This is a genomic window from Ignavibacteria bacterium (assembly GCA_017302895.1).
Classification (GTDB): domain Bacteria; phylum Bacteroidota; class Ignavibacteria; order Ignavibacteriales; family Ignavibacteriaceae; genus UTCHB3.
This window is the reverse complement of sequence record JAFLBV010000005.1, coordinates 22,116-36,121: the sequence shown is the minus strand read 5'-3', so window position 1 is coordinate 36,121 and position 14,006 is coordinate 22,116. Positions and strand designations below refer to the sequence as shown.

The window sequence follows — 14,006 nt, the reverse complement described above, 5'->3', positions numbered from 1 at the left end:
GAGGCTGATTGATGACTCTGCATGAGGATAGAAGCATGGACTTCGCTGTCAGGATTGTAAAACTTTCCAGATACCTTTCAGAGAAGAAAGAATTTGTGCTCGCGAAGCAAATCCTGAAATCCGGTACAAGTATCGGAGCTAACATAAGTGAAGCCAAATATGCAGAATCTACAACGGATTTTATACACAAACTCTCCATAGCTCAAAAAGAGTGTTCAGAGACCTCATTCTGGCTAAGATTATTAGTCAGATCAGAAATTCTCACACAAATCGAATTTGAAAGTATATACGCAGAATGTGAAGAACTGCTCCGGCTACTCACTTCTTCAATAAAAACCCTCAAAGAAAAGACCTCCCAACCAAAAAATAAATAATAACTCATAACTCATAACTAAAAACTGTTTTTTCTCCTTCCCTTTTTGTATATTTGCTCATTGTAAATAATTTTCATAAATTTTTAAATCACGGAATATTTTTATAGACTTGACTTGGCAATCGCTGTCGCGATTATAACGGCAGAGGAAAGTCCGGACTCCTTAGGACAGGACGCCGGGTAACGCCCGGGAGGTTATCTGTAATGGATAATTTACGGAAAGTGCCGCAGAAAAGATACCGCCCCGAGTAATCGGGGTAAGGGTGAAATGGCAGGGTAAGAGCCTACCGCGTGGATGGTAACATCCTCGGCAAGGTAAACCCCGTCCGGAGCAAAGCCAAGCAGAAGACGATTCCCGTTCTGCGGGATGAAGGGCTGTCCGTCCAATGTCTTCGGGTAGGCTGCTCGAGGTGAAAAGTAATTTTCATCCCAGATAAATGATTGCCTTCGGTTTATTTAATTTTTACAATATGAGTTTACACCTGATGACATTGTCTGTACAAAGATTTAAGTATCCACCCGGAAGATAATTCCGTTCGGCTCACTCGCCATTAAGTGTAGTCATTTGTAGAAATTTCTTTTAACCGGAACAGAATCCGGCTTACAAGTCAGGTCTATATATTATATTTCCACGGTAAGTTCACTATGGCAACTAAACGGTGGAAGATCAGATCTGTTCGTGACGATCTCGAGATTAAATCTCTCGCAGACTCTCTGAACATCTCCGAAGTACTCGCTAAGCTGTTGATTCACAGAAACATAAAAAGTTTCCCTGCAGCGAGATATTTCTTTAAGCCTGACCTTGAAGGTCTTCACAATCCATTCCTCATGCATGGCATGCAGATTGCTGCACGGCGTGTAATCCAAGCTATTACATCAAATGAAAAAATACTCGTCTACGGCGATTATGATGTGGATGGCACCTGCTCCACCGCACTTATGTATATGTTCCTGAAGGAACTGGGTGCCAATGTTCAGTTTTTTATCCCCAATCGACTTCGTGACGGATACGGAATCACCAATCATGGTATCGACTATGTAAAATCAACGGGCTCCTCTCTCCTTATATCGGTAGATTGTGGAATCACTGCGGTGGAAGAGGCGGCTTACGCAAAGTCTCTCGGCATTGACATGATCATTTGCGATCATCATCAGCCAAGGGAAGTTTTGCCTGCAGCGTTTGCAGTTCTCGACCCGTTGAAACCGGGTTGTAACTATCCTTTCAAGTATCTTTCTGGAGCGGGTGTAGCATTCAAACTTGCACAAGCTGTAGCAGCACTACTCGGCAAACAGTCACTTCCCATGAAATATCTGGACCTTGTCGCAATGGCAGGAGCTGCAGATATCGTACCTCTTTCAGATGAAAATAGAATTCTCGTAATGTATGGACTTGACCTGATAAACAAGTCACCAAGACCGGGTGTTTTGGCTCTCATGAAAGCCACCCGAATAGAACCCGGACAGTTAAATGCCGGACAAATTGTCTTTTCGATTGCACCGCGAATAAATGCTGCCGGAAGATTAAGCGATGCCAAAATTGCAGTTGAACTCCTGATGACGGATGATTATTCCCGCGCCGAAGAACTCTCACGATTACTCGAAACTGAAAACTGGGAAAGAAGAAAACTTGACGAGGAGACTCTTAACTCAGCACTCGAGAAAGTGTTAAGAATCCACGACCTCGAAGAAGACATGGCATTGGTGCTCCACGAGGAAGAATGGCATCCGGGTGTGATTGGGATTGTTGCTTCCAGACTGGTTGAACTTTATTACAGGCCAACTGTCATGCTTACCACCATCGACGGTGTAGCAAAAGGTTCCGCAAGGAGTATCCCGAATTTCAATATCTATGAAGCACTCCAACATTGCAGTGACCTGTTGAATCATTATGGAGGGCACCAGGCTGCCGCCGGACTTTCGATTAACATCGATAACATTCCCGAGTTCAGGAGAAGATTCAATATTCTGGCAAAAGAACAAATTAAAAATGACGATCTGATCCCGCAAATTGAAATTGATACCAAAATCAAACTATCCGAAATTACCCCCAAATTTTTAAGAATTCTCCACCAGTTCGCACCCTTCGGTCCCGATAATCCAAGACCGGTATTTTTGTCCGAAGATGTTTCACACACCGGATTCGTAAGAAAAGTTGGACATAACCATCTGCTCCTGCAACTCAGGCAAAACGGGAACGACAAAATTTTCGATGCAATCGGTTTCGATCTGGGACACTTCGAGGAACAGGTGAAAGAGAAATCCACCCGTCTCGATATCGTCTATACCATCGACAACACCGGTCGGGAATGCAAACCGCATCCACAACTTAGGATAAAAGATCTGAGAGTCAAAGGTTAGTTATGAACTATGAAGTATGAGCTATAAGCTTTTTTAACCTGCACATTTTCTTAAAATAAGACAGCTCATAGTTCATAGTTAATACCTCATAGCTAGTTCGTTGCTATCACTACCTGCACTATACCAAAAGTAAAAAGATGACGGTCAACTTTTGAGAATCCGGCTTCTTTGAAGAGTTTGACGAGATCGACATTTTTGTCGAAATCTTCTACGGAGTCGGGCAGATAGTCGTAAGCCATGGGATGACCCGAGACCATTTTACCCACCAATGGAAGTACATTTTTGAAGTAGAATTTGTAGATCGCTTTGAAGAATCTGTTTTTTGGCATTGCGAATTCGAGTACCGTTGCCCGCCCACCTTTTTTAATTATCCGGTTGAACTCTTTGAATGCCAGCGGGATATCGTAGAAATTTCTTACACCAAATGCAACTGTTACATTTGTTACCGAATCAGCCTTAAGGGGTATAAATTCGGCTGCGGTCTGAAAATTCTTTTTATTTATCCAGTCAACTTTTTTATTGAAGAGTGTGAGCATGTTGTAGGAGAAATCTGCACCGTAAATCTTTGTTACTCCATATTTTCGCGCTTGGATCGCCACATCACCCGTACCACACGCCATATCAAGGAGAACCGAATTTCCGTCGAGTTTGCTAAGCTTCAGAGCCTTTTTTCTCCAGTATTTATCGACACCGGCGCTCAAAACCCTGTTCAGAAGGTCGTAGCGCGAGGCTATCGAGTCAAACATTTTTTTTACTTCAATTTTCTTTTCTTCTTTTGCGAATAAGGAGGTTGACATTCTTGCTCAAATTAATAATTATAAAATGATAACAAACAAAATCACGAATCTGTTTCAAAATTCCCGCAAAGGGAGTTGGAAAGTCCGATAAAATCCGGGATAGTAAGCTGTTCAGCTCTCAAACCAAGGTCAACGGGGGGTGTATAATCAACCTTCATTTCCGATAAAACCGGAGAAAGAGCGTTTCGAAGTGTCTTTCGCCTCTGGTTAAAAGCGGTTCTGACTACCCTTCTGAAAAGTTTGTGATCTTTAATCAGCGATTCGTCTTTGTTGAAATGTAGTGAAATAATAGCCGAATCCACTTTTGGTTTTGGGAAAAATACCGTTGAAGGTACTTTGAAATGATATTCCAGAGTTGCATACACGCCAAGAACAACGCTTAATATTCCATATTCCTTGTTTCCGGGTGGCGCGGTTATTCTTTTCGCCACTTCAAGCTGTACCATCAGCATCACATCCTTTAAGACATCTCGTTCTTCCAGCAACTTGAAAATTATGGGAGTTGTGATATTGTATGGGATGTTGCCGATTACCCGGATTTTATCATTCCCCGCCACTTCCCTGATATTCACTTCCATAAAATCTCCTTCAATAATTTGAAGTGACGGAAATTTTACTTTCAGAAGTTCGATAGCACGGGTATCAATCTCGACCACTCGAAGATTTTCGCATTCAGCAAGAAGTTTTTCAGTGATCGCTCCTTTGCCGGGACCGATCTCAAGGATAGTGTCATTTTTTTGGGGGGAAAATGAATCAACAATCTTGTTTATATAGTGCGGGTCTGTCAGGAAATTCTGACCAAATCTTTTTAGTGGCTTCAAATGTTTTGCGGGTTCTATTAATTTTATATTTTTAGATTCAGAATTTTGTAAAATGAGACTGAAACTTACTAATATTAGATGACTTTCAAGTCAGACCATTTCCATTATTAAAAAGGACACATTGTGGAACCGAAATTTGTCGTAAGTCTTGATGTTGGCGGCACCAAAAAACTCGCTTCTGTCGTCAACTCAGCCCAAGGAATAATTTCAAGCCTAAAAAAACAAACCCCCGAGAACAACTCGCACGAGTCTTTCTCCGGTTCTCTCGTCGATTTGACCAATGAGGTGATTCAACAGTCAGGCATCACACCCGAACAGGTTGCCTCCATAGCTGTCGGTATTCCGGGATCTGTAAACATAGAAACCGGAATTATCGGAATGGCTCCCAATCTCGGATTGAAAAACTACAATGTGAAAGAACATCTGAACAACAGACTCCCCTACCCGGTCCTTATCGAAAATGATGTGAACCTTGCTGCTGCCGGCGAACTTGCTTACGGTGCTGCAAAAGGGAAAAAGAATGTTCTCGTGGTTTTTATCGGTACGGGTATTGGAAGCGGATTAATCATCGACGGAAAAATCTACCGTGGTTCAGGATGGGTCGCCGGTGAGATCGGACATATTAATGTTCACGAACAAGGTCCGAAGTGCGGCTGCGGAAAAGTCGGTTGTTTCGAAGCTTTGGCAAGCAGAACCGCTGTTGTAAGACAAATAGTCTCAGAAATCAAAAAAGGGAAACAGAGCGTTCTAAAAGAGAGAATCGACAAAAACAAGGAAATTAAAAGCAAGGCTCTCTTCAAAGCTCTCGAAGCAGGTGACAAACTTGCAGTAAAAACCGTGAACCAATCGTGCAAAACAATTGGAAGAGTCCTCGCAGGAATTAACAACCTGATGAATTTTGAACTCATCATCCTCGGTGGCGGCATGATGGAAGCAAATGAAAATTTCATGCTCCCGAAAATCCAAAACACTTTCTTCAAATATTCAATTGCCGATGCTGCGAAGTGCGTTTCCATTGTTGGTACGAATCTCCGAGACGATGCTGCAATTTATGGCGGGCTTGTGTTGACCGAGGAGTTTTTAGGGATTAAAGTTTAAGATAGCTATTAGCTATTAACTATGAACTATTGGCTGTTTTGATTTTGGATGAATGATGAATTTCTGAAGGACGAATTTCTGAAGTATGAGAGTTGAAGGATGAATCTCTGAAGTTTGATTTCCCTGCCTGTCGCGAATTTCCGGTAATCTGAAGAGGAGCGACAATCGTCCTCGATTGTCCTTCCGATACTTTTATTGATGATTGCAGATTTCTACCCATATGTCGCCACAAGGGCTCAGTAAAATGTGGTCTCTCGAATTTCTACCCATATGTCGCCACAAGGGCTCCTTTAACGCATCCTTTCTAATCTTGATTATCGTGTTCAAAAAGGATGTCTCTACAAGGGTTTCACTTGTCGACAGGACAATCGAGACGATTGTCGCTCCTTTTCCGAAATCAGGGTTTTTCGTATGTCCGTGGAAATCCGTAATACCCGTGGAACCATTCCCCATCCGTGGTATCCGTGTTAAATCCGTGATATCCGTGTAACCATCCCCTCTGCGTGTATCTGCGTCCCGAAAAAGTCAGCTAATAGTTCATAGCTGAGTCAATAGCTTTCTCAATTTCTTCCAGTTCAAACTGAAGGGCTTCCCATTTGGCGGTTTTCTTTTCGATATCTTCCTTGAGTTGCTGATACTGATTTGTTTTCTGCATAGCTTCACGGGCATTGTCGAAGAAACCAGGTTTTTCCATCTCCATTTCACACTCCTGGACCTTCTTCTCAAGTGAAGCAATCTCTGATTCAATTTTTTCTATTTTATCATTGATATGCTTCGTTGCCTTATAGCGGCGGTTTCTTAATTCAGCTTCGAGTCGCTTTTGGTCTTTTCGGTTTACAGCAGCGGAATCTTCCGTCTTGACACTTCCTGTCCGTCCTGAGAGGTTGTCCCTCTCCATCATCTCTTCACCTCTCTTGCGGAGATAATATTCAATCGTACCCGGGAAGATTTTGAAAGAGCCTCTTCTGATTTCAACAACCTTGTTCACGATCGGCTGAAGGAAATCGACATCATGGGAAACAATTATCAGAGAACCTGAAAATTTTACAAGTGCATTCTGCAAAACCTGCTTACTGGTGTAGTCAAGATGGTTCGTAGGTTCATCCAGAATCAAAAGGTTGGCTTTCTTCAACAGAAGAAGTGCAAGCGCCACCCTGCTTTTTTCACCACCCGAGAGAACCCCGACTTTCTTGAAAACATCATCACCCGTAAAAAGGAATGAACCTGCAAGAGCCCTGATTTGGGGAAGTGTCATGTCACCTGATTCAGATGCAATTGTTTCAAGGACATCGAGCTCGGGATCAAGTACCTCGCTCTGCTCCTGTGAAAACCATGCTATCGAAGTGTTGTAACCCAATATTTTTTCACCTGAAGTTGGTTTCAGAACGGATGCAATAATCTTTGAGAGAGTTGACTTTCCCGCACCGTTGGGACCCACAAACGCAATCTTGTCACCTTTTTCGACCCGTAAATCGATTTTATCAAGAACCAGATTATCTCCAAACCTCATTGTGATATTTTTTAATTCATATACAATCTGTGCAGTTTTTGGAGGTTCCGGGAATTTAAAAGCAATACCTTTCTCAAAGTCAGGAAGATCGATTTTATCAAATTTTTCCAGCATCTTCACCCGGCTTTGCACCTGCTTCGCTTTGGAAGATTTGTATCTGAAACGATCAACAAAACTTTGAATTTCTTTCATTCTTTTCTGTTGCTGATCATACTCATGTTCAAGGCGCTCATCCCGTTCAGCTTTTGCTTTCAAATAGTGATCGAAATTGCCGTTAAAAACCGAGAAATCGTTCATGAAAATCTCAAGAGTTTTGTTCGTAACCGCATTCACAAAACGGCGGTCGTGAGAGACCAGCAATAGTGCACCTTTGAAAGTCTTGAGGAAACCTGTCAGCCATTCGAGGGAGTCGATATCGAGATGGTTTGTAGGCTCATCCATCATCAAAAGATCGTTTTCAGCGATAAGCATCTTGGCGAGGGCAATTCTCATCTGCCAGCCACCGGAAAAATGATCGGTGAGTTTTTCAAAATCACTCATCTGGAATCCAAGACCCAGCAAAACCTTTTCAACTCTTGCCTCTGCGGAATAGGAATCGATCTCCTCGAGCCTCAGATGAATTTCTCCGAGCTGCTCAACAAGTCCGTCCCTTTCAGCGGGATCAGATTCGGGATCATTTAACAAGGAGGTTATTTCAGCTTCTTTTTCCTGCAGTTCCTTCAAATTGGGAACACCGGCGAGAGCCTCCTCGAGGAGAGTTCTCCCCTTGTGGGTTACATTCTCCTGAGGAAGATAGCCAATGGCAATATTCTTCCTTTTGAAAATATCCCCTTTTTCAGGCTCGATGTATCCATTCAACATCTTGAGGAGTGATGATTTTCCCGTACCGTTTGAACCAACAAGAGATATCTTATCACCGGCATTAATTTTAAAATTAACATCCTTGTAAAGGTATTTCCCGCCAAACTGCAGGGAGAGATTAACTATATCTATCATATTTTTTAATAAGTTCCAGTTTCACGAACTGTTACTGTTTAAGTCTTTCTTTTAATAAATGTATGTAATCAATTTCAACTGGGTCTTTTCCCCACACGATTGCCCTGTAGTAGGTGATCCAGTCACCGTAGTAAATCATATCGAACAGTCTCTCCTGATATGTCGGAAGATTGCTCTGAATCATGACAACGGGAACTTTAAGTTTACCGAGAATCTCATTGAATACTTCGAATCGTTTTCTGATTTGGGGGTGGATTGTATCATCCAGCACTTCAAATACAAAATATGACTCATTAATTACACCGTAGGTTTCCCATCCGATAATTTCATTGTGATTCATTTCGGGGAAAATATTGTGAAATGCGTGAGTTTTACCGTTCTCGTTAAACTGACCTTTTAATCTGGTACCAACCGAATCAGTAACACCTGCAGCAGAGTAAATTAAAGGAAGTTTTCCGTTAACCTCGGCAGCGATAGAGTAAGCAGAATTTCCGGGTTGCGAGAACTCTTCGCCTTTCTTTTTCAATCTCTCCACAATTCTTGCAACAAGTTCATCATCCTTCTTAACCAGGCCGAGTTTTGAAAAGAGATTTAGAATATTAAAAAATGAAGTGTAGAGAGCGAACCTCGGTTGAAAGCCGGGCATCAGCGGAACGGCAGTTACTCCATCCCTTTCAGCCCATACCTTCAGAGTCCCGCCTGTGGTAAGACAAACCCGCTTTGCTCCTTTTTCACCGGCTGCCACATAAGCTGAAAGAGTCTCTTCCGTTGAACCTGAGTAAGAGGAACAAATCACAAGTGTATCAGCCGAAGTAAAGTTTGGAACTCCGTAGTTTCTGTTCACAAACAAGGGCACTTTTAGCTCATCCTTTGCCCATAACGAGAAAACATCACCGGCGATGGCAGAGCCACCAAGACCTGAAATGACAATCTTTTTAATACGCGACACATCAAGATTTATATCGAACTCGTTTTCGAGAGCGTTTTCAATTTGTTTATAAGAGTTTAACAAAACCTCGAACTGGTTTGTCGGATCTAATTTTTTAATTAATTCTAACATTTTGCTTCTTTCTATTTTAATTTTTCCATGAATTCGGGGGGAACCTGAGTTCCCGGGAAATCTTTAATCACTTTATCAATATAGACTTTTGCCCTCTCTTTTTTGTTGTAAGAGAGTTCATACTGCGCTCTTCTTAATAGCATGGCACCCGTCAATAAACGAATCTGCTCTGTGTATATATTATCCACACCACCTGTATGATATGTAAAATCAGGATCAGGAGCCGGAATGTACTCGTCTTTATCAGTCAGACGGAAAAAGAAGAGGTCGGGCACAAGTTTAATATTTGGCGGCAATTCAAATTCCTTGTTCGCAAGTTCTTTATCAACGAGTTCGGGAGCGAGGAATACGGGTCTGTCCTTCATGTTTTTCAGAAGTATCGCCAGAATTACATCCCTGTATGCTTTCTCAATTATTTGAGCTTCATACGGGATTTCCTTCTCAAACGGTACCACTTCCCTTAGGAAGACATCCGCTTCGGGTTTATACGATGCCGTCAGCCACGGGTAGCATGTATTTAACTGGTTATAATACCATGATCTTCTGAGCAATTCCTTGTCGATCACCGCCACATCCTTCCGAAGCCCTTCAACATGCTGAAAATAATATGAGGCGGAAAGGAAATAGTCCCACTGATAACTGAATATAAGAGAGTTTTTCGGAGCTTTATCCAGAATCGCTTTTGTATACTGTTCGAAGATCAGATTATTGCTTTGATTTACGGAACTATATGTAAATCCAACCTGAACCAAAACCAAAACAGCCCCGAGAGTCGCTGTCTTCTTTATATCCGAAGTTTTCTCGTGCAACCAAATGATCCCAAATACTGCCAAAAGTGATATCCCGACATAGGCAAGAAGGAAATATGATTCGAGATCGACGATATCATAGTTTATTGCATAAAGTACTGTACCAAAAATCAGTAAAAGTGAAGTTATCAGGAGCTTTGAAGATCTTTTTAACAGGTAAACAATTCCAAGAATTGCAGCAAAAAGTGAAAGGTAGAACTCTGCCGGGAGTCCCGAAAAGAACTTTGAGAAATTTTTTGCCGCTGCCGCCGATGAACTGAAAAGCCAGACCTGATATTGCTTACCGGAAACATGTCTAAGAATTCGTTCCAGATCTACAGGATTTCCCCAGTTGATTTCGGGATTCATAGCCGCCCTTATTGGAAGGTAGGCATACAGCAATATCAACAGAGGGAAAAACAGAGCAAGCATTTTCCCAAGTGTGATGAATCCCTCTTTCTGTAATTTAAATCTTACAAAAAACAGATAAGCCGTTGCCGGAATTATCAAAAGAGTTGTCATATGATTTGAGAATGAAAGAGCCAGAGCACCTGCAAAAACAAGCCAGGGTATCTCTTTCCGTAAAATGAACCCGGTATTGCTCCCATCAACGCGAACTTTTGAACTCAAAGTAAAGGCCCTCAAAAGTGTGTATAAGGCTCCGGAAATCAACGCCAAATGAAGTGAATATACCTCAACTGATGTGCTCTGGAACCAGACAGTTTTCCCAAATGCAAGGATTAATCCACCAAGAATCGAAAAAAGCAAAATTTCATTCGATGTGAACCCTGATTTTGCGGGCTCTTCACTCTGCACTTCCACCTGCTTCGATTTCTCATTTTTGCGTGAAGACTTGCTTTTGCCTGATTTTCTTGTCTTTGCAAAATTTTCAAAAACAGAGAAATTCAGAAGAATGTAACCCAGACTCTTTATGAAGAAATAAACACCGATCGAGGTAGCAATCGCTGCGAAAAGATTAAGTTGGTAAATCACCGAAAAAGGCAGGGGTATCGATGCGAAAAGCCACCCGAGCATGGTAAATAGTGGATATCCGGTTGGATGTGCAATCCCTGCCAAAGCCTGAGCCGCAGCAAGTTCTCCGGTGTCTATCTGAAGAACGGAGGGAGCCATTGTTGAATAATAGACGAGGAATACAACAACCGTTGTGATGGAGGCGTAGAATTTTTTAACTGTTTCCATTAACCTTTAAGCAATTTTTGAAAGATTTCATTGTTCTTTTTAAGCGATGTTTGAACGATATTATACAATTCTTCATATGAGCCGAATTCCAGGAACCTAAACAGCTTATCCCCTTTCACCTTTGGTGGAAGAAGATTGTTACTTGTCTGGTACATTACTTCGACAGCGAGTCTTGTCTTTCTGAGGAAGTCAAATCCCTCCAGAAGGTTTTGCATCATCTCGATCTCCAAAGTTGCAGATGTGTGATGTGCTGCGAGTACCCGTCGGTTACCTTTTCCCATGAATAATTTTAGAAAATTCGAATCCAAAAGTAAGAGGTATTGAGAAATAAATTCAATGTCAGTAACACCACCTCTCCCTTTTATGAGATCGGGGAGGTTATTTAGTCCGCTAAACGAGGCCGGATAAAGTTTTCTTCTCATCTCGTAAATTTCTTTTCGAAGTGTCTCTTTATCGAGGCACGCAACCTTTTCAAGAAACAGACCGATAAATTTAGAATATAAATCTTCATCACCGTACAGAAAGGAAATCTTGGTTAGCGACTGCAACTCCCATATCTGAACCCTCTTTCTGAAATAGTTCTCGTAAGCTTTAATGTCCCAAACGAGCTGTCCCGATTTTCCTTCGGGTCTGAGCCTGCAATCGGCAGTAAGTGGAGACAATTCTTCCCTTATATTTGCCAGCAACTTAATGAACCACTCCTCCATTTCGGGATGCGAGGTCATGTCATCACAGACCACTATTAAATCGACATCGGAAAAAAGGTGCATCTCCCCGAGAGAAAAACTTCCCGCGATGGCAACAAAAAATCCGCTTTTTCCCCGTGATGATTCTTTTAGAAGTTTTTCCACCTTAAGTCTGATGGTATCAGAAATGTGTTGCGACGCTTCTGCCTCATCTATGAACCCAAGAAAAAACTGGGAAGCGGAGAGGAAAAGTATCGCTTTGGTATTCAGACCATAGTCGGATTCAGGATCTATCTTTTCAAAAATTTTCCCTGAAAAGATCAATTCCTTAAGCGAATGATCCTCTGTCAATAAATTTATGGCATAATCAGAGTATTCACACAAGTTGAGGACGCAATCCATCAGGAACTCGTCCTTCATTGCCTCATACCAGTATGACGGCAATGCACTCCGCTGAATAACCTTGGCAAGATTTGAAAGAGCATTGTCAGGGTATTTCCGCCCCGAGAGAAGGAAAAGAAGCTTTTGTTCAATCTCGAGAAACAAAGCAGTAGTTCGCGAGTCAAATTCCTTTATCTCAATCAACCCCTTACCTTCCTTCAAAAAGAGAAGATTCTTTTTCGCTTTTGCTTCATCTCTAAAGAAAGACAGATCAATTGCCGGTTTGGGGTCCGTTTCGTCAAGCCCGATAATCGATTCGTAAATGCTCCTGACCTCCTTGCGGTATGCGGAGAGTTTTGCATTAAAGGCATCGACATGATAGAATCCAAGAAATCTCGAGAGGCTTTGCAGCAAATCACCTTCATCGGGAATTATATGAGTCTGCCTGTCATTCATCAATTGAAGATAATGTTCGATCTTCCTGTAAAATATGTATGCATCTGTTAGTAAGGTTGCCTCTTTTTCTGTGAGGATTTTGGACGATTGCAACCCGGAGATCGCCCTCAGGCTATTCCCAGTCCTCAATTGTTTGTTTTTACCTCCGTTCAGGAGTTGAAGAGCCTGCACTCCAAATTCTATGTCCCTGATTCCTCCTTTGAACAACTTAATGTTTTTATCGTCGCCAATCGTTCTTAGCATCGTGTTTCTTAGTCGCGCGACCTGCTCTTTTGGCGAAGAGTAGAAAGATGCCGGATAAATAAAAGGTGTAACAGAATCAATAAAGCGCTGATAAAGCTCCTGACTTCCACAAAAATATCCCGCTTTAATCAGCATTTGCCGCTCCCAGTTCTCTCCCCGTGTCTCATAGTAAAGGATGGTATCGCGCAAAGTTCTTGCAAGAGGAGCAGCATGCCCGTCGGGTCGCAATCTGAAGTCCACTCTGAAAAGGTAACCCGAATCTGTAACGGTGACTGCCGATTCCGTAAACAGGATTATTGTTTCATTCAGCAGTTCGAAATATTCCCGTCCATTGGGAAGACGAAAATTATCATTAAATATTACAATCAAATCGATATCGGAACTGTAGTTAAGCTCACTTCCGCCAAGTTTTCCGAGACTGATAACTGCATAATCCGTCAACCCGGAGAACAGTTCTTCATCTTTTTTATCAACCTTCCTGATCCCGGCAAGTTCCGGAAAACCGATGTTATCAATTTCATACTTCTTCAATACCTTTTCAAAACAACAAAGAAACAAAGCCTCACCCAGAACGGCAGCCATGTTTGACAGTTCCTCTGTAGCCCGCTTTAGATCGATATATCCAATCAGGTCTTTAACACCCGTCGAGAGGATTTCCTGTCGTTTGAAGGTTTTTATTCTGCGTACTTTATGGTCGAAAGATTTCTGCTTAAGAACTGAATCAAAAACCGTCTCTCTGAAAAGGTTTCTTTCAAGGCGGGATTCCAGATGTGTGGGATCAAATATCCGGTAAAGGAATTCGGGATTTCTAACCAGCACATCAGAAAGATAGTTACTGTTGGCTGCCACGGAAACAATAACTTCAAGTTGCTGAGGGAATTTTATCAAATCCCTGGCAAGTGCTGCCTTGTTAAAACTGCTTTCCAAAATTTTTAAGAAATTATTCTCACATCCCCTGTGGAAGTGGTGCTTTACTGTCTCTTTGTGTATTAGCTCAGACAACTGCCCGATTTCCCCTGAAGGGAGATATCCGGAGACAAGTTCGAACAACCGTAAATTAAACTCTTCCGAGAGTGCCAAATCAAAACTTCAAAAGTTGAAAAAAAATTAAAACTAAATGTACGGTTTATTTAAATTATTGTTATATTTAGAGGTGTTACTTTTTTAATATTACTGAATCCGAACCCAACCCCAAAGTTTACAAATAAATATATAATACCTCACCGGGATTATGCGTGA

General features: G+C 41.9%; 10 protein-coding genes and 1 other RNA gene. 4 read left to right on the top strand and 7 right to left on the bottom strand.

The features are described 5' to 3' along the window. Positions 1-11: 11 nt before the first annotated feature. From J0L60_15810 to recJ, 3 genes are all read left to right on the top strand, one after another. Entirely contained in the window at positions 12-374 is a 363-nt protein-coding gene (locus tag J0L60_15810; GenBank protein MBN8547595.1) for a four helix bundle protein, read from the top strand. 105 nt (positions 375-479) lie between these two features. Beyond that, positions 480-993, top strand: an RNA gene (gene rnpB, locus J0L60_15805) — RNase P RNA component class A. A gap of 25 nt (positions 994-1,018) precedes the next feature. Then, positions 1,019-2,731: a single-stranded-DNA-specific exonuclease RecJ gene (gene recJ, locus J0L60_15800; protein MBN8547594.1), complete on the top strand. Its 1,713-nt coding sequence runs from the start codon at positions 1,019-1,021 to the stop codon at positions 2,729-2,731. A gap of 92 nt (positions 2,732-2,823) precedes the next feature. On the opposite strand, the gene ubiE is transcribed toward recJ, so the two are convergent. Both ubiE and rsmA read right to left on the bottom strand, forming a co-directional pair. After that, complete coding sequence (ubiE, locus tag J0L60_15795; protein MBN8547593.1) at positions 2,824-3,528, bottom strand: bifunctional demethylmenaquinone methyltransferase/2-methoxy-6-polyprenyl-1,4-benzoquinol methylase UbiE; 705 nt, start codon at positions 3,526-3,528, stop codon at positions 2,824-2,826. Between the two features lie 41 nt (positions 3,529-3,569). After that, positions 3,570-4,349: a 16S rRNA (adenine(1518)-N(6)/adenine(1519)-N(6))-dimethyltransferase RsmA gene (gene rsmA / locus J0L60_15790; GenBank protein MBN8547592.1), complete on the bottom strand. Its 780-nt coding sequence runs from the start codon at positions 4,347-4,349 to the stop codon at positions 3,570-3,572. 123 nt (positions 4,350-4,472) lie between these two features. Between rsmA and J0L60_15785 the strand changes: the two genes are divergently transcribed. Further along, positions 4,473-5,447, top strand: a complete 975-nt coding sequence (locus tag J0L60_15785) for an ROK family protein (protein MBN8547591.1) — start codon at positions 4,473-4,475, stop codon at positions 5,445-5,447. 19 nt (positions 5,448-5,466) lie between these two features. On the opposite strand, the gene J0L60_15780 is transcribed toward J0L60_15785, so the two are convergent. From J0L60_15780 to J0L60_15760, 5 genes are all read right to left on the bottom strand, one after another. After that, positions 5,467-5,667 carry a hypothetical protein gene (locus J0L60_15780; GenBank protein ID MBN8547590.1) on the bottom strand — a complete coding sequence of 67 codons (201 nt, stop codon included), beginning with the start codon at positions 5,665-5,667 and terminating at the stop codon, positions 5,467-5,469. Positions 5,668-5,976: 309 nt separating this feature from the next. After that, entirely contained in the window at positions 5,977-7,953 is a 1,977-nt protein-coding gene (locus J0L60_15775; protein MBN8547589.1) for an ATP-binding cassette domain-containing protein, read from the bottom strand. A 31-nt stretch (positions 7,954-7,984) separates the two neighbouring features. Next, the gene (locus J0L60_15770; protein MBN8547588.1) at positions 7,985-9,013 is read right to left on the bottom strand and encodes a bifunctional phosphoglucose/phosphomannose isomerase; all 1,029 of its coding nucleotides are present in this window, start codon (positions 9,011-9,013) and stop codon (positions 7,985-7,987) included. An 11-nt stretch (positions 9,014-9,024) separates the two neighbouring features. Beyond that, a complete protein-coding gene (locus J0L60_15765) occupies positions 9,025-11,001 on the bottom strand; it encodes a DUF2723 domain-containing protein (GenBank protein MBN8547587.1) in 1,977 nt (658 codons plus the stop codon). Further along, complete coding sequence (locus J0L60_15760) at positions 11,001-13,847, bottom strand: nucleotidyltransferase domain-containing protein (protein ID MBN8547586.1); 2,847 nt, start codon at positions 13,845-13,847, stop codon at positions 11,001-11,003. The genes J0L60_15765 and J0L60_15760 overlap by 1 nt, the downstream gene beginning before the upstream one ends. Positions 13,848-14,006: the final 159 nt, after the last annotated feature.

Bases quoted from the DNA above. Each gene is read 5' to 3' on its own strand.
- J0L60_15810 (MBN8547595.1), top strand. From the start codon at position 12: ATGACTCTGCATGAGGATAGAAGCATGGACTTCGCTGTCAGGATTGTA.
- recJ (MBN8547594.1), top strand. From the start codon at position 1,019: ATGGCAACTAAACGGTGGAAGATCAGATCTGTTCGTGACGATCTCGAG.
- ubiE (MBN8547593.1), bottom strand. From the start codon at position 3,528: ATGTCAACCTCCTTATTCGCAAAAGAAGAAAAGAAAATTGAAGTAAAA.
- J0L60_15780 (MBN8547590.1), bottom strand. From the start codon at position 5,667: ATGGGTAGAAATCTGCAATCATCAATAAAAGTATCGGAAGGACAATCG.
- J0L60_15775 (MBN8547589.1), bottom strand. From the start codon at position 7,953: ATGATAGATATAGTTAATCTCTCCCTGCAGTTTGGCGGGAAATACCTT.
- J0L60_15770 (MBN8547588.1), bottom strand. From the start codon at position 9,013: ATGTTAGAATTAATTAAAAAATTAGATCCGACAAACCAGTTCGAGGTT.
- J0L60_15765 (MBN8547587.1), bottom strand. From the start codon at position 11,001: ATGGAAACAGTTAAAAAATTCTACGCCTCCATCACAACGGTTGTTGTA.